Genomic DNA, 16058 nt, shown 5'->3' on the forward strand with positions numbered 1-16058 from the left:
AAAGGGATTACCTTGTCGTTAACGGAATATGCTCGAAGTCGCGGAAGGTCCGCATTTGTTCATACGCCTCCCGGCTTACCGGGGTCCCGTCGGCTTCCATGGCCGACCAGACCGCGCCGACGACAGGTTCCGTAGATAACGTAACGATCGTTGCGTTCGGAGCCGTGCCGGCAACGGCCTGCTCGATTTTGCCGCGAATCCAGCCGCGGTCGCCCCTTGTTAGCAGACTTCCCGCCAGCACGACGTCAAAGGTTTCGTTTTGCATGCCCAGCCGGCGAATGACCGCCACCGCTGATTTTCCGAGCTCGATCCCCTGGCGCGACAGAATCTCCAAGGCTACCGCGTCGTCCTCGGCGGCTGCTTCGAACAGCAGCTTGGCGGCGTGCACGGGCACATGCTTCCCGTGGTCCTGAAAGTCGTCGAACATGTCGCCGACGTTGTCGTATCCCAGGAATCCAAGCAGCAGCGGCGTCAATTTGGTCGGCTGCTCGCGCCCGTCCCAAGCCCGGATGACGGACCGGAAGACCTCGATATTCAGCGAACCGCCGCCGCCGAAATCGCCGTACATATAATCGAAGCCGCCGACTTGGACATGCATGCCCGCCGGGTTTCGCCCCGCGGCGTTGGTTCCGGTGCCGCAGATGAGCGCAACGCCGTACGGGCGGTTCGTGCCGGCCCGAAGGCCGATCATCGTATCGCAATTAATGGTATAGTTCCGGGTAAAGCCGATGTCCTGTATAAGCGGATGCAGGATGCGGTAATCCGCTTCGCGGTCCGCCCCGGCGAGCCCGAAGTAGGCATGCGACAGCTGGCTTTTCGCAAGGCCCGCTTCGCTTAGCGCGCCTTCGGCGGCTTCGCGGATGCTTTGCGCGGCAAGGCTCCGGTCAATCTGATGATTGCCGTTGCCGCTGACGCCTTTGCCCAGCACGTTGCCGCGTTCGTCCGTCAGCAGGGCGTAAGTTTTGGTTCCTCCCCCATCGATTCCCAAGTAGTAAGCCAATGGTCGTCACTCCTATTGATTTGTCGTTGCGGCGGTGGATTCCCTGATGATCAGTTCAGGATTGATTTTGACGTTCGATCCGCGTTTCATCGTGCCGTCCATCCGCTTCAGCAGCATATCCGCGGCAGCCAGGCCGATCCGGTCGGCAGGCTGGCGGACGGTCGTGAGATGAGGATGCAGCTGCGAAGATATTTGCTGATCGTCATAACCGACGACGGCAACCTGATCGGGCACGCGGATGTCTTCTTCCATCAAAGCATTGACGACGCCAAGCGCAATGTTGTCGTCGCCCGCGAAGACGGCGGAAGGGAGCTGTCCTTCGCGAATCCATCTGCGGCACGTCTCGTAGCCAAAAGCGATTTCGAATTCGCCGGTAACCATTTCGAACGGCTGGATGCCCTTTTCCTGAAGCGCCTGCAGAAAGCCGCTGCGCCGTTCCTTCGTACTGCGGAACATTTCCTGTCCGCTCAGGTGCGCAATCCGGGTATGTCCGAGGTCGATCAGATGCTTCGCCGCATCGTAACCGCCTTTGTAGTTGTCGATCGTCACGGAAAAAGCGTCGTTTTCAGGCTTCTGGTTGTCGATCAGAACGTAAGGAATATTGCGGCGCTTCAGCTCCACGATATAGTTGTCCTCTTCCATCGGCGACAGCAGGATCAGGCCGTCGACGCGGTCTTCCTGAATCAGGTAATGGGCTTCGTCGGAGCCGATGCCCGTCGAGACCGAGACGGCAAGAAAATAGCCGTGAAGGGCAAGCACTTCGTTCAGCTCCTTGACGACGGCGTCGAAAAAGGAGTCCTGGAGCGTGGTGACGATCAAGCCTACGATCCCTGTTTTGCCCCGGGCGAGGCTGCGCGCCGCGGCGTTGGGGCGGTAGTCGAGCTCCTTGATCGCGTCAAGCACCTTTTGCCTGTTTTTCTCGCGCACCGTTTCGGCGCCGTTTAATACCCTGGACACCGTCACAACCGACAATCCTGATTTTTTGGCAACATCAAATATACTAACCTTCATCGTTTTTATTCTCCTTGCGGCAGATTTTCCGTACATTTTATTGCAGCTTAACATTAGTATACATGGACGAAAGGCCGCCGCGAAGCGAAATTAACAGATACCGTCCCGGTTCCGGGACGGCACTTCCTATTTATTTGCGTTTGATGATTTCCATGACCTTTTTCTGCACCGTCGGCATGACTTCTTCTACGGTCTTATGCCCCGTATCGAGCGGCTGCATCTCGTTGATGAACATGTCGTTGATTTGCGAATAGTTGGTGATCAGGTGGTTGTAGGATTCGAACCCGTATTTCACCGCGCCTTCGTATACCTTTTTCACGTCCGCCGGATCGATGCCGTCAAAATGCTTGTAATAGGCTTCGGCCGCCTTCGTATTGACCGGAGGGTTGCCGCCGCTCAGTTCGATCGATTTTTCCTGGACTTCGTCGCTGACCAAATATTTGATCCACTCGAATGCTTCCTTCGGATGCTTGGAGCCTTTCAGGATAAAGAGCGGATCGACGAACAGCACGCTGCGCACCTTGTCGTTCCCGCCCGCCGGCACGGCCGCGACGCCGACCTTGAACGGGAAGTCGTTGGAGCCCGCCAGGTTCCAGGAGCCGCCGATGCTCATCCCGAGCTTCCCGGTGACGAAGGCATCGCCGTTTTGCCCGGCGACGCTTTTGCTCCATTCGGTCGTCGGGGATACTTTGTCTTTAAAGATCAGACCGTACAGCTTGTTATAGGCCGCGATGACTTCCGGCGAGTCGAAACGGGTTTCGGACGGCACGCCGCCGTTGGTCCAGGTATCCTGGGAGTATGGCTCAACGCCGAAGTACAGCGGACGCATGTCGCGTTCGGACCAGGTGAAATCGACGCCGTATTGCGTTTTGGCGATATCGTCGGAGACGTGGGTCAATTTTTTCGCGTCTTCCACCATTTTGTCGAACGTCCAGCTCTTATCCTCGTAATCGCTTGGCGGATAAGGCACGTTGGCCGCATCGAACATATCCTTGTTGTAGAGCATCAGCGTGACGTACATATTGACCGGAATGCCGTATACATGGTCCTTGATGGTGTAGATGTTCATGAGGTTTTCCGGGATGTTGTAGTCGGATGCCTTGAACCCGTCTTCTTTAATGATGTCGTTCATGTCGAGCAGCATGTCTTTGTTGTAGTATTCCGCGAACCCGCCGTAGCCGTAGTGGCTCGTCACGTCGGGCGATTTGCCGCCGGCGATCATCGTTTGCAGCTTGCTGTCGAACTGCTCGTAAGGCGCTTTTTCCACTTTGACCTTGATGTTCGGATGTTTGGCCTCAAAATCCGGAATCAGCTTTTCGATAAAGGTGCGGTCTTCCGAATCGATGGTGTAATGCGTAATGGTGACCTGATCGCCGGATGAAGCGGTTTTGCCGGTATCCCCATCGCCCGCGGGAGCGACGTCAACCGCCGACTTGCCGCCGCCGCAGCCGGACAGCATCAGAGCCAACAGCGTGGTGCTTGCCAGCAGAAGCGTAAACGTCTTTTTGATCCTTTTCCTTTTCATGAACGGTATCCCCCATCTATTCAAGAGTCGATGCCGCCCCTCTGGCGGCGGGGCCTTTACTTGATGCCTGTGAGCACGATTCCTTCCACGAACCGTTTCTGCGCGATGGCGAACAAGGTGACGATCGGCAGCATGGCGAGCACGGAGGCGACCATGAGCAGATGCCACGGCGGGATGCGAAACCGCGACGAGGTGAAGGAAGACATGCCGACCGGAAGCGTGAACTTATCCGATGAGCTTAAGTAGAGCACGGGCGTCAAAAGATCGTTCCAGCTGTAAATGAAAGCGAAAATCGCAACGGTCGCAAGCGCCGGGCCCGAAAGCGGGAGGGCGATTTGCCGCCACATGCGCAGCTCGCTGCAGCCGTCGATGCGTCCCGCATCGAACAGCTCTTCAGGCAGCGTGGAAAAAAATTGCCGCAGCAAAAAGATGTTGTACGCCGACCCGAAAAACGCGGGCACGACGAGCGGCAAAAACGTATCCAGCCAATTCAGCTTGGAAAAGAGAATGAACTGCGGAATCATGATCGCCGGGTAAGGGAGCATCATCGTGCTGAGCATCAGCATGAACCACAGATTGTTGCCCTTGCCCCGGTACCTCGCGAAGCCGTATGCCGCCAAAGCCGACGACAGCAGCGTGCCCACGACGGTCAATACGCCGATGATCAGGCTGTTCATGTACATCTGGCCGAAGTTCAGCGTTTCGAAAATTTCCTTATAGTTGCTCCACTGCCACGATTCCGGCAAAAAGCTCGGCGGAAACTTCAGCAGCTCCTTTTTCGATTTCAGCGAGGTGGAGACCATAAAGAACAGCGGCAAAAGCATCAGAAAGGTGGTGACGATCAGGGCGATGAAGCTGGCGATGCGCACCCCGTCGATCTTGCGCCTGGACCGGATCGGCGAAGACGGCGCTTGGGGGCCTGCAGCCGGGATCGTACTCATTTACGTCCGCCTCCTTCGTAATGAACGAATCGGTTCGAAAATTTCATGATCAGGGCCGTAAACAGCATGACGACGATCAGCAGCACCCACGCCAGCGCGGAGGAGTATCCGGCCCGGTATTCCTTGAAGGCGCTGGTGTACAGATTGTACACGTAGAACCAGGTCGAATAGTTCGGTCCCCCTTGGGTCATGACATAGGCCTGGGTGAACACCTGGAACGAGTCGATGATTCCCATGATGAGCTGGAACAGCAGCACCGGCGAGATCATCGGAAGCGTCACGTTCAGGAAAATCCGGAAACGGCCCGCGCCGTCAAGCTTGGCGGCTTCCACCAGGCTTGCGGGCACGCCCTGCAGTCCCGCGAGGAACAAAATCATGCCGGAGCCCGCCGTCCAGAACGACATGATCATCAGCGCGTACAGCGCGTAGTCCGGGCTCATGAGCCATGCCGGGCCTTTGATGCCGAACCAGGACAGCACGTAGTTGAACAGGCCGATCGATGGATTGAAAATCCAGTACCACAGCAGCGACATTGCGACGCCGGAGACCATGCTGGGAAAATACATGGCGGTTCGGAAAAAACCGCGAAACGGTATTTTCTGGTTCAGCAGCAGCGCAAAACCGAGCGCCAGAAGCAGTTGGACCGGCACGCTGATGAACGTATACCGCACCGTCACCACGACCGATTTCCAAAACAGATCGTTATGCAGCATCTCGGTGTAATTGGCGAGTCCGACAAATTTCGGCGGGTGGATGATGTCGTAATCCGTGAAGCTGTAATAAAGCGATGACAGAATCGGATACAAGGCGAACACCAGGAACCCGATCAGCCATGGAGAAATGAAGAGGTACATGTACAAGGTCTGCCGCCGGCTTTCGCGGTGAGTCACGGAAACACCAACCTTTCTTTTGAATTAAAATTATAACGCTTTAACTTTTGGAATAAACTTTACTTGATTGTGTTAGGTTTTACACGGGTAATACACTACAAAAGTTAAAGTGCTTTAATTTTTGATGCGGCCCGATGACCTTATCATAGATGATGGTTTTCCAATTATCAACACTTTTTTTGCTGCCGCTGTAAGCGCTGCGGGCAGGTGTTGTCCTCGCATGCTCCAAAAGGCCGCAGCGGCGCGATTTTTCATGGTTTTTCCAAGCAACCGTTTTCCTGAAAATTGTTCGAATGAAATTTGGATGAAAGGAATGTAATCTCATGAAAAGTGTGCTAACATACCATTGTTTTCATTTATTTTACTTTTAGGAAGCAAGGTGATTTCTGACTTATGACCGCACATTCGATGGATTTACAAGAACGGTCAGAATCCACACGTCTCAGCCTTGTGCGTTTAACCTGGCCCATCTTTCTGGAACTGTTTTTGTTCATGCTGATGGGGACCGTGGATACGTTTATGCTCAGTTCGGTTTCGGATGACGCCGTATCCGGGGTAGGGGCAGCCAACCAGATCATGTCGATCGCCATTTTGGTGCTCGAAGTGATCGGAACCGGGGCCTCCATCGTCGTCGCCCAATATTTGGGGTCCAGGAAAAAGCTTGAAGCCGCGCAGGTCACGGGAAACGCGCTGACGCTGAACCTTGCGGTCGGGCTGATCCTGAGCGTCGTGTTTATCGCGTTCGGAGGTTTCATGCTGCGGCTGCTCAACGTGCAAGGGGATGTATTTGAATATGCGCACTCGTATATGAGAATCGTCGGGGGCGGGATTTTCCTGCAGGCGCTGATCAACGCGCTGGCCGCTACGATTCGCACGCACGGTTTCACGAAAGAAACGATGGTCGTTTCGTTTTTGATGAACCTCATCCATGTCGGCGGCAACTACGTGCTGATATTCGGGCACTTCGGTTTTCCCGCGCTGGGCGTGGAAGGGGCCGCGATATCGACGGTATTCAGCCGGTTCATTTGTTTCGGCATGTTTTTGTGGCTGCTGTACCGGATCATGGAGGTGCGGGTCGAGTGGCGGTTTTACGTCCGCTTATCCAGGGACTACGTCCGCAAAATTCTCGGCATCGGCATTCCCTCCGCGTTTGAAAGCATCGTCTACCAGAGCTGCCAGCTCGTTTTTACGATGTACGCGACTTACCTGGGGGCGGAAGCGATGGCCACGCGCCAGTACGCCAACAACATTTCGATGTACATTTATTTGTTCAGCATGGCGATCGGCATGGGGACGGCCATCATCGTCGGCCATTACGTCGGCTCGCGCCGCAACCAGGACGCCTACGCGCGGGTGTTTCAAAGCGTCAAATGGGCGCTGGCCGCGACCGTGGTCATCGATCTTGTCGTGATCGCGTTTCGCACCCCGCTGATGAGCCTGTTCACCGACAACCTGGCCATCATCCGCATGGGGGCCCAGGTCATCCTGCTCAGCATCGTGCTGGAGACGGGGCGGACGGTGAACATCGTCATCATCAACTCGCTCCGCGCGTCCGGCGACGCCCGCTTCCCGGTATACATGGGGCTGATTTCGATGGTCTGCATGTCGCTGCCGCTCGGTTATTTCCTGGTGTTCCGCCTGCATCTCGGCCTGGCCGGCGTGTGGCTGGCGATTGCGGCCGACGAGTGGACTCGCGCCGTCATCATGTTTTTCCGCTGGAAAAGCCGGGCTTGGGAGCGGCATGCGCTCGTACCGCCCGCGGAGCAGGAACCGGCGCCTGCGGCGACGCCGACGACGGGGTAACGGCGGAATACGGACGAACGGAAGATGGTTTGCTTTCCCGGGTTGCGGAAACCAAACCTTCAGTATATAATGTGTATAAAATAGTTACAGTTAGACGGCAGGAAATCCTGCCTTTCTTTTTGGATTATTCTGTGTATAAAAAAGTATCAGTTAGTCGAACCTAAGCGTACCACTTTGAGGAGGATGACAAATGAAAGTTGAAGTATGGTCCGATTTTGCCTGCCCGTTCTGCTACATCGGAAAACGCCGTTTCGAAGCGGCGCTGGAAGGCTTCGAGCATAAAAACGAAGTGGAAGTAGTGTTCCGCAGCTTCGAGCTTGATCCAAGCGCGCCGCGCGATAACGACAAAGACATGCACGCGATTTTGGCGTCCAAGTACGGCATGAGCTACGAACGCGCCAAAGAGATGAACGACAACATGACCGAGCAGGCGAAAACGGTGGGGCTGACGTACCGCTTCGATACGATGAAGCCTACCAATATGCTGGATGCGCATCGTTTGACGCATTGGGCGGGCGAGTTCGGCAAACGCTACGAGATGACGGAGCGGCTCTTCAAAGCTTACTTTACGGATTCGGAGCATTTGGGAGACCGCGAGGTCCTTGCGCGCCTGGCCGGCGAGATCGGACTGGACGCGAAGGCTGCGGCCGACATGCTCGAAAGCGAAGCCTATAAAACGGAAGTCCGCGAGGATGAGGGCCAAGCGTCGAAGCTCGGCATCACCGGCGTGCCGTTTTTCGTCGTGAACCAAAAATACGGCATTTCCGGCGCCCAGCCCGAGGAAGTGTTCGCGAACGCGCTGAACGAAATATGGAAGGAAGACCACCCGCTGAAGATGGTGGGCGGTTCCGACGATTTGGCGTGCCAGGACGGTTCCTGCGCGCTGCCGGCGGACAACAAATAATAGGGGTTAAAAAATAGAAAAGGAAGCGGGTCCCGCATGCTTCAGCGAAGCTGCCGGCCCGCCTTCTTTTTTTTTGCATGCGAAAAGGACGGTTCAATGGATCGTTTTGGTCATCGCTTTGATCAGTTCGAAGCCGATGTCGTCGACGTGGTTTTTTCGCGGACGCAAAAAGGAAAACGGCCCCAGCGCCAAGCTGCCGTTGTTCGCCAGCACGATCACCGCCATGTTTTTCTCCTTATGGAAACCGATAAAGCTGCTCGATCCGTACGTGCCGCCGTTATGCCAATGCACGCTGTCGTGGTAAACGCCGGTTCGGATCATCCAGCCCATGCCGGCTTCGCCGCCGCGGCCGAGCCGGTGTCTCGGCTTCTGGGTCTCCTTCATGGCCGCCGTCACGGATGCGGCTCCCATGCCGACGTTGGCTTTGACGAACTGCAGCAGGTCCCGGACCGTGGTCCGCAGCCCGCCGGCCCCCGCCAACACGCCAAGATCCCAGTGGGGGACGGATTTGCCATTGGCCGTATATACGGGCAGGAGCCTTTGCTGCTGATCCGGACGAAGGAGGAATGCCGTATCTTCCATAAACAAAGGCGCGCATATTTCTTCGCGAACGAGCTCCTCGAGGCTTTGGCCCGTGCAGCGGGTCAAGATGTATCCGAGAAGCCCCGCCCCCAGATTGGAATATTCGAATTTTCCCGGAGCCTGCGGTTTGCAGGCCCGCAAATCCTGGAGCAGATGTTCTTCCGCGTAGTGCTCGTAAGGATTCAGTTTGTTTCCGATGACGGCTTTCAAGCCCGCGGGCAGCCGGGGAAGTCCGGAAGTATGCGTTCCCAGCTGTTCCAGGGTGATGCGGCTGACCTCATGGTTCGAGGCGCATTCAGGTATGTATGTTCCGACGGTGTCTGCCAAGCCGAGCTTGCCGCGCCGTTCCAGAATGAACAGAAGCGTATTCGTAAAAGCCTTGGTTAGGGATCCGGCTTCGTATATGGCGGAAGCATAATCGAAGCCCGGGGATTGCCCGTGCCCCCAGCAGTACTGGTTGCCTTGTTCCAAAATGCCGATCGTGACGGTCAGCGGGGACCTTTTGCCAAAATGTTTTCGGACCAGCTCCTCGGCCAGCCTTGCAATGGGATGGTCGGTTGTGATCATCGTTGGCACCTCCATATCCATATAGACGTTCATTTGAAGGGATAGTTGCCTGAAGCTTGGCTTTTTTGCTTTTTCAGCGCGTAAAAAATCGACGGCCAAAATTCGACGAATTCGCCCCATTTTTCGAAAAAAAACCGAAAAACATTCAAAAAACCTAATATTCGACGGCCGGATGGCCGATATGTGAGGTATGATGTGTTTATGTCAATACAGAATTGGAGGGAATTAACATTGCAGAAGAAGCTTCGGAAGATGCTTGTCATGATGCTTGTGCTCGTATTGTGCATGGCATATTCAGGGGTCGGCATGGCTGCGAACACCGCTGCCGATTTGACTAAGCTGGTTCTATCGAAATCCCAGATTACGCTGGAGATCGGCGATTCGGCATCCGTGACGGCGACGGGCGTTTATAAGGACAATTCAACCGAAAATGTGACGATAAAAGCAAATTGGAGCAGCAAAAACAACGCGGTGGCCACCGTATACAACGGCACGATTACCGCCGTAGGCGAAGGAACGTCGACCGTTTCTGTCGTATACGGCAGCGAAACCGAGTCGGTTCAGGTCAACGTGACGAAAAAGGTCAAGGCGCTCACGAAAGACGTGCAAAAGCTTGACCTGAAAATGGGCGAAAGCCCGACCATCCATCTGACGGCAACTTATACGGACAATTCCACGGACACGGACGCTTCGAACAAAGCCGAGTGGACGGTGGACGACGGCAACGTCGTTTCGGTCGTTAACGGCAAGGTGACGCCGATCGGCCCGGGAACGGCGACGATCACGGCGGCTTACGGCAGACAATCGGTAACCGTCCCGGTCAGCGTGGAAGTCGTAAAACGATTAGACCCAAGCACGACGCAAGTGTCGATGCTGCTCAGCGAAAACAAACCGGTTCAAATAAAGCTGAAAGCTACATATCCCGACGGCAACGTGCAGAACGACGTATCGGCACAAGCCGAGTGGTCCACCAGCAACGCGGAGGTAGCGGACGTCATTAAGGGCGAAATTACCGCTTACGGCCCGGGAACGGCGACCATTACGGCCAAATACGGCACGCAGACCGCGACCATCCAGGTGGACGTCGACAAGGCGATCCGTCTGCAGGCCAGCGAGCAGAACATCTTCCTGCATGCCAAGGAGTCGCTGCCGGCTCCGATCAAGCTGGAAGCCGTATATCCGGATAAAGGCGCGGTGGACGTGACGAAAGACGCAACGTGGACATCCAGCAACGAGCAAGTGGTGTTCGTGAAGCAGGGAGCGGTGACGGCGAATTCGCCGGGAACGGCTGTCATTACGGCCAAATACGGCGATAAAAGCGTGACGATCAACGTGGACGTCGACGTGCCTCGCCATTTGGATATGGTCGAGGACGTGGCTTTGAGCCTGTCCGGAAACAAAACGCATCAGCTTGAGCTGAAGGCAACGTACGCCAACGGGCAAACGGAAATGGTACAAAACAAAGCGCAGTGGAAATCCAGCAAGGAAGATGTCGTATATGTTTCGAACGGGCTTTTGACGGCCTATAAAAAAGGCGAAGCGGACATTACGGCGACTTACGCTGGCGTTAGCGTGACGACCCATGTCGCGGTAGACATGCCTCTGAAGGTCGAGCTTTCCTCGAAAAAGGTCTCGTTGAAAGTGAACGGAACGTACCAGGCAAGCATCGTGCTGGATTACGGCGCCAACAAACCTGCGGAGCAGGTCACGGATAAAGTCGAATGGAGCTCCAGCAAGGAAGAGATCGCCAAAGTGGACGAAAACGGCGTCGTTACGGGCATCGGCACCGGTACCGCCACGATCACGGCGAAATATGAAGGCAAAACGTATACGATGACCGTAGAGGTGGGGCTCGTCAGCGAGCTGACCTCCCTGCAAAGCCTGATCATCCTATCCGCCGGCGATAAGAAGAAAATCGATTTGACGGCCGTGGACGATCCGGAATCGCCGGACGGCTTGAACAAGAGAGCAACCTGGAAGTCGAGCAGCCCTTCGGTAGCCAGCGTGGACAGCGAGGGCGTCGTGACGGGCTTGAAGAGCGGGAAAGCGACGATTACGGCGGAATACGGCGGCAAGAAGGCTACCGTGCAGGTTGAAGTCGACGTCATTTCCAAAATCGATGCCAGCGCTGATTTCCTCTTCTTGAAAACGGCCGGCAGCGCGAAGGACAAAACCGCAAACGTGGCCGTAACGGTAACGTTCAGCGACGGTTCCGCCAAGGACGTCAGCAGCAAAGCGGAATGGAAAACCTCGAACTATAAAGTTGCCACTGTCGTAAACGGCAAAATAACGGCGGTCGGCAGCGGCAAAACGACGATTACGGCCAAATACGCCAATAAAACCGTCCGCATTCCTGTGGAAGTGGACGTCCTGAAATATTTGCAAACGAACGAAGTGAGCCTGAACATGAGCGTTGGCCAAACCTTCAATCTGACCGCAACCGCCACGTACAGCGACGGAAGCGAATCGGACGTATCGAAACCTGCGCTCTGGAAATCCTCGCGCATCCTGACCGCAACGGTGAAGGACGGCGTGGTGAAGGCGACGGGCAAAGGGAAAGCCACGATTACCGTTTCGTTCGGCGGCAAGTCGACGAAAGTGGTCGTAAACGTGAAATAAATTAACGGCATAAAATTTATAGATCATTAATTCATATGCCTCATTTGAATGCACGAACGGGCGGCGCAAAAAAACATTTTGCGCCGCCCGTTCTTTTATTCCACGCGTTCCACGTCAAACACCGGGACATTGATCGGCTGATTCAGCGGGTCGCCGCCGGGGATGACGTCTTCGAATTGATTGAACATTCCGACGACGGTTATGCTCGTTCCCTCGTTGAACATGTAATCGCCGCGCAGCTTGATGTAAGAAGCGCCCACCTGCGCCAGCGCCTGGCCTTCTCCGCCGTAGACGATATAGCAGGCGAAGCTTACCTTTTCGTTTTCATGCGCAAGCAGATCGGCTCCGTCGATGTCGGCGTAATCCTTTTGGAAGCCCGCGAACTGGTAGCTGTCCCCTTGCCGCGTATAGACCGCCTCTTGCGAGGCGGACGCACTTCCGTCTTCGCCGAAGCCCGCCGGGTTCGTCACAAGCAGCGAACGGTCGGGCTGCACCGCGTAACCGTCGGCTTCGAAGAAAAACAACGGCGTCATTTGGCTGCCGTGAACTTCGTATGCCGCATACAGCGCTTTTCGCGAGGCGGATTCGCCTTCGACGAGAAGGACCGGCGCCGTTTTCGTGCTGAGCGATTCCTCGACCGAAACGTTCCGGATGGCGACGTCGCCCGGAAATTCGGGTGTGCTCGCCGCCTGCACCGTCTCGTCCGCATTCATGACCGCAAAATAAATGGCGTTGCCGTCATCCGAGCCGATGGCATAAGCGCTGCCGCCAAACCGGCTGCCCCCGCCGCCGACATGGCTGAAATTGGCCGTCTGGCCGACGAGCTGCAGCAGACGGAGCGGGTCATGAGCGGTCCAGGCCAGCCTTGCCTTTTTCACTTCATCCGATGTGTCCCGGTAGGCGGATAACGCCTCATAAAGGGCAATGGCCCCTTCGTAGTCGTTGTTTTTGATTTTCCGCTGCGCCGAGGTCAGCCATTTTCGGATTTGCCGATCGATTTCCTTCAGCAGGCTGGATTTGATTCCGGCGCTTTGCACGTAAGACTCGTAGGTTTTGGCGTGAAGCGCGTAATTGGCCGGCTGGTCTCCGTCCACATCCTTTTTCAGAATCATCCGGGAGAGCTCTTCCGTTTTGCTTTTGACCCATGGCGCCTGGATCTTCCGCCCTTCATACTCATCCATCAGCGTTTGCGAATAATCCAGCAGCTGGGCGAATTTTCCGCCCCCGGCGAGCCGGGACATCAGCTTTTCGTCGAAATCTTTGAATTTGGCGCCAAGCTGCTTGGTTTTTTCGTCTGCCCCGCCGTAAAACGCTTCGGGAATCGCCTGCAGGTTCCATTTTGCGCCGGCTTCGTCCGTGAGCCCTTGATTCAGCTGCTGCTCCAGCTGGCCGTAAAACAAGCCCTTGAACTCTTTGAAATAACGCGTGATATCGTCCGAAATGCCGTAGCCCGCCGAAATTTTGGGGTAAACGGCCGCAAACCGTTTGTCCGCGCTCATGAACTTGTTCCGGGCGTCCTGGAATTCGCCGTAAACCTGAAGAAAGCCGGCAAAATCCTGGCTGGAACCCGTCCGTTCCACGCGCCCGTCCAGGCGGGCCAGCGTGGCTTTCATCTCCGTAACCGGCGCGAGCTCGTTCAGGCGTTTGGCGATCAACGCTTCTTTGTAATGAAAGGATCGGTTGTTGGCCGCCTTCCGGTACCACTCCTCCGCTTGTATGAGGTTGTTTTCCCGATAGTAACGCTCCGCCTCGTCGACCCATGCCATTTTGCGCTTCATGTCGATCCCTTTGAACGCGATCAGGACCAGCATGGCGATGCAAAGCAAGATGAGAATATGCCTCAAGGTCAGCACTTGTTTTATTTTCATTTGTGGACGGCCCCCCAAGCTCCCTCTAAATTTCTCCTGATCATATTCCGATATTAATAGAATGTAGCATTTTTCGAATGTACGTCAAATGGCAAGCATTTCGACAGGTTAATTTGATATCGAGGAGATATGTATCATGAACGGCAAACCGAATCCGAATATGAAAACTAGAGGCTGGCTGAAAAATCTTTTGACCGCCCGCTCTGAAACCGCATCCGAGACTGCGGCGGCCGAAATTCAGGCAATAACCGAAAACGAGGCTGAACCTGCCGTCCCGGCTTCGTCCGACGCGGAACTTTCGCTGCTGGACCAGGACAAAGCGGCTTTGGACCTCATCGTTGCCGTCGAAAACATGCTGAATGACCGCCAGCTGACCGCGTTCAGATTGAAAGACCACGAAGAGCAGCTGCAAAACGCTTATGATACCATCAATCGACTGAAAAACGAGCTGAGCAAAAAAGAACACGCGATTCTCGAAAAGGAAAAGGAGTTCCGGAACCTCGAGGACAAGCTGACGCAAAAACAAATGAGCTACGACCAGCTGCTTGAAGACTATAAGGAATACCAAAACTCCGCAAGCTCCGGCATGGAAAATTTGAAGTACCAGCTGGAAAAGGAACGGAACAAATACGCGAAACTCAACGAGGAGTTCAGCCAATACCAGCATGAAAGTGTGAGAAAAACCAAGGAACTCGACGAAAAAATCCGGGATCTGGAGAGCGAAAACCAGAAGGTGGAAAGCCAATACCAAAAGGTGCTGGAAGAGAAAAACCATCTGCTGCAGACCATTTCCGATTTTACCGCACGCATGAATTTCTCGCTGACCCCTCCAACGGAATAACGGCAACGGGAGGTTTACCATGCAGCAACCCTATTTGACGAAGTGGCTTGAGATCCGGTCCATTGAAGAGCGGGAATCCGGCGATTTTTTGATGCAGGTGGACTTCGTCTGCGATCAGACGACCGCGATGGTTTGGAAAGTAGACTCCTTTACGGGACCGCGGATTCGCCAAGTGTTGACGGAAGCCGAGGACGCCGATATGAAATTCAGGCTGTCTTTTGCGAGCGAACGCAGCTCTCTGGATCAACAACGGTACGGCCAAATTACCAGGTACGGCAGAAACGCCGTGCGGAAAGTGAAATTCGCTTGTTCAGAGACGTTTGCGGAACAGCTTGCCGTGCTGAAGCGGATCGGCGATGCCGGCGAATTGGAGGGAGCGTCTTTCATCGCTCCAAGTCTTGACTTGAGTAATAGCAGCGGTATCGATTCCGAACCCGAGCCCGATCCGAAACCTGCCAAGGCTGCAGTGAATGCCGGAAAAATCGCAAGCGTGGGCGCCGCTTTGCTGGTCCTTATTCTTTTATTTTATTTCTCTTTTTCCAAATCTTCACTCATGGATGAAAAGGCACTGGCCAATACAGACGGGACGGCCCTGGCGGAAGGCGTTGCCGCGGAGGACAAATCCGCGCAGGGGGAACGTTTGACCGCGCAAACCGAAAGGGAATCCTGGGTAAAAACGGCCGCTGCCGCCGCTGCCATTCCCGCAGCTTCCGAGCCGCCCGTCCCGCTCAAGCCGCAATTTCAGGCGCCGGCAGCGGTCAGCTTGGATAAGCCGGTCAATTTCGGCATTTCGAAGGAGTCCGTCGCGATCACCTTTGATGACGGCCCTTCCAAATACACCAAAGAGATCGTCGATATTCTGGAGCGTTACAACGCCGGGGGGACGTTTTTTTTCGTCGGAACCCAGGTCCGAAAGTTTCCCGAAGCGGTAAAATACGCTTCCGACCATGGCTTTGCGATCGGCAACCACTCCATGACGCATGCCAATCTGCAGAAGTTGCCCGCGGAGCGGCAGCAGGCGGAAATTTTGCAGACAAACAAGCTCATCAAGGACATTACCTCAAAGCCTGTCGCGCTATTCAGGCCACCCTACGGCTCCATGAACGGGCATACCCGAAAAGCGGCGGAAGGCGCCAACATGAAAATCGTGTTGTGGAACCGCGATCCGGAAGATTGGAAAAGCAAAAACAGCCCGCAGCACGTTCTCAATTACATTGAGCATGCCCAGGCGGGGGGATCGGTCATCCTTCTGCATGAATCCGAAAAAACGGTCCGTCTCCTCCCGCAACTGATTGAATATTTGCAAAAGCAGCAGATTCCGATCGTAAATTTGGAATAGCCTTGCCCCAAGCTGCTTTGTTCATCCCCTAAATATTTCATCCTAAATTTCGAAAGCCCATAAGATCAAGGCAAAACGTCGGAACAATAGGGTAAGGAAATGTAAAAATGTAGGAATTACCCATGTTCGCAAGAGAAAATTTGACTTTTGGGGTGGTCTTTCCCCCTC

At 54.9% G+C, this 16058-nt stretch carries 12 protein-coding genes; 5 read left to right on the forward strand and 7 right to left on the reverse strand.

Annotated features, from left to right (window positions below):
• Window positions 1-7 precede the first annotated feature (7 nt).
• The 5 genes from KI367_RS10645 to KI367_RS10665 form a co-directional block, all read right to left on the reverse strand.
• Entirely contained in the window at window positions 8-1000 is a 993-nt protein-coding gene (locus tag KI367_RS10645; protein ID WP_036709513.1) for an N-acetylglucosamine kinase, read from the reverse strand.
• A 12-nt stretch (window positions 1001-1012) separates the two neighbouring features.
• A complete protein-coding gene (locus KI367_RS10650; protein WP_036709516.1) occupies window positions 1013-2011 on the reverse strand; it encodes a LacI family DNA-binding transcriptional regulator in 999 nt (332 codons plus the stop codon).
• Between the two features lie 130 nt (window positions 2012-2141).
• Window positions 2142-3536 (reverse strand): ABC transporter substrate-binding protein, encoded by a 1395-nt coding sequence (locus KI367_RS10655; protein ID WP_052146958.1) that lies wholly within the window; start codon window positions 3534-3536, stop codon window positions 2142-2144.
• A 56-nt stretch (window positions 3537-3592) separates the two neighbouring features.
• Window positions 3593-4477 carry a carbohydrate ABC transporter permease gene (locus KI367_RS10660; RefSeq protein WP_036709520.1) on the reverse strand — a complete coding sequence of 295 codons (885 nt, stop codon included), beginning with the start codon at window positions 4475-4477 and terminating at the stop codon, window positions 3593-3595.
• Complete coding sequence (locus KI367_RS10665; RefSeq protein ID WP_052146959.1) at window positions 4474-5331, reverse strand: carbohydrate ABC transporter permease; 858 nt, start codon at window positions 5329-5331, stop codon at window positions 4474-4476. Before KI367_RS10665 ends, KI367_RS10660 begins: the two co-directional genes overlap by 4 nt.
• Before the next feature lie 429 nt (window positions 5332-5760).
• On the opposite strand from KI367_RS10665, the gene KI367_RS10670 reads away from it, so the two are divergent.
• Window positions 5761-7170 carry an MATE family efflux transporter gene (locus KI367_RS10670; protein ID WP_212949517.1) on the forward strand — a complete coding sequence of 470 codons (1410 nt, stop codon included), beginning with the start codon at window positions 5761-5763 and terminating at the stop codon, window positions 7168-7170.
• 190 nt (window positions 7171-7360) lie between these two features.
• A complete protein-coding gene (locus KI367_RS10675) occupies window positions 7361-8074 on the forward strand; it encodes a DsbA family oxidoreductase (protein WP_036709532.1) in 714 nt (237 codons plus the stop codon).
• A 93-nt stretch (window positions 8075-8167) separates the two neighbouring features.
• Here the strand turns inward: KI367_RS10675 and KI367_RS10680 are convergent, their stop codons facing one another.
• Window positions 8168-9223, reverse strand: coding sequence for a serine hydrolase domain-containing protein (locus tag KI367_RS10680; protein ID WP_212949519.1), 1056 nt, complete (start codon window positions 9221-9223; stop codon window positions 8168-8170).
• 231 nt (window positions 9224-9454) lie between these two features.
• On the opposite strand from KI367_RS10680, the gene KI367_RS10685 reads away from it, so the two are divergent.
• Complete coding sequence (locus KI367_RS10685) at window positions 9455-11842, forward strand: Ig-like domain-containing protein (protein WP_246536834.1); 2388 nt, start codon at window positions 9455-9457, stop codon at window positions 11840-11842.
• A 95-nt stretch (window positions 11843-11937) separates the two neighbouring features.
• On the opposite strand, the gene KI367_RS10690 is transcribed toward KI367_RS10685, so the two are convergent.
• Window positions 11938-13710: a hypothetical protein gene (locus tag KI367_RS10690; protein ID WP_212949522.1), complete on the reverse strand. Its 1773-nt coding sequence runs from the start codon at window positions 13708-13710 to the stop codon at window positions 11938-11940.
• A gap of 136 nt (window positions 13711-13846) precedes the next feature.
• On the opposite strand from KI367_RS10690, the gene KI367_RS10695 reads away from it, so the two are divergent.
• Window positions 13847-14551: a coiled-coil domain-containing protein gene (locus tag KI367_RS10695; RefSeq protein WP_052146960.1), complete on the forward strand. Its 705-nt coding sequence runs from the start codon at window positions 13847-13849 to the stop codon at window positions 14549-14551.
• 19 nt (window positions 14552-14570) lie between these two features.
• Window positions 14571-15890 carry a polysaccharide deacetylase family protein gene (locus tag KI367_RS10700; protein WP_212949524.1) on the forward strand — a complete coding sequence of 440 codons (1320 nt, stop codon included), beginning with the start codon at window positions 14571-14573 and terminating at the stop codon, window positions 15888-15890.
• Window positions 15891-16058: the final 168 nt, after the last annotated feature.

This window comes from Paenibacillus cookii (assembly GCF_018333375.1).
Taxonomy (GTDB): Bacteria; Bacillota; Bacilli; order Paenibacillales; family Paenibacillaceae; genus Paenibacillus_AQ; species Paenibacillus_AQ cookii.

What these genes read in the sequence shown, in the direction of transcription:
- KI367_RS10690 (WP_212949522.1), bottom strand. Translation starts at nt 13,710, where the DNA reads ATGAAAATAAAACAAGTGCTGACCTTGAGGCATATTCTCATCTTGCTT.
- KI367_RS10665 (WP_052146959.1), bottom strand. Translation starts at nt 5,331, where the DNA reads ATGTACCTCTTCATTTCTCCATGGCTGATCGGGTTCCTGGTGTTCGCC.
- KI367_RS10670 (WP_212949517.1), top strand. Translation starts at nt 5,761, where the DNA reads ATGACCGCACATTCGATGGATTTACAAGAACGGTCAGAATCCACACGT.
- KI367_RS10695 (WP_052146960.1), top strand. Translation starts at nt 13,847, where the DNA reads ATGAACGGCAAACCGAATCCGAATATGAAAACTAGAGGCTGGCTGAAA.
- KI367_RS10660 (WP_036709520.1), bottom strand. Translation starts at nt 4,477, where the DNA reads ATGAGTACGATCCCGGCTGCAGGCCCCCAAGCGCCGTCTTCGCCGATC.
- KI367_RS10650 (WP_036709516.1), bottom strand. Translation starts at nt 2,011, where the DNA reads ATGAAGGTTAGTATATTTGATGTTGCCAAAAAATCAGGATTGTCGGTT.
- KI367_RS10655 (WP_052146958.1), bottom strand. Translation starts at nt 3,536, where the DNA reads ATGAAAAGGAAAAGGATCAAAAAGACGTTTACGCTTCTGCTGGCAAGC.
- KI367_RS10700 (WP_212949524.1), top strand. Translation starts at nt 14,571, where the DNA reads ATGCAGCAACCCTATTTGACGAAGTGGCTTGAGATCCGGTCCATTGAA.
- KI367_RS10680 (WP_212949519.1), bottom strand. Translation starts at nt 9,223, where the DNA reads ATGATCACAACCGACCATCCCATTGCAAGGCTGGCCGAGGAGCTGGTC.
- KI367_RS10675 (WP_036709532.1), top strand. Translation starts at nt 7,361, where the DNA reads ATGAAAGTTGAAGTATGGTCCGATTTTGCCTGCCCGTTCTGCTACATC.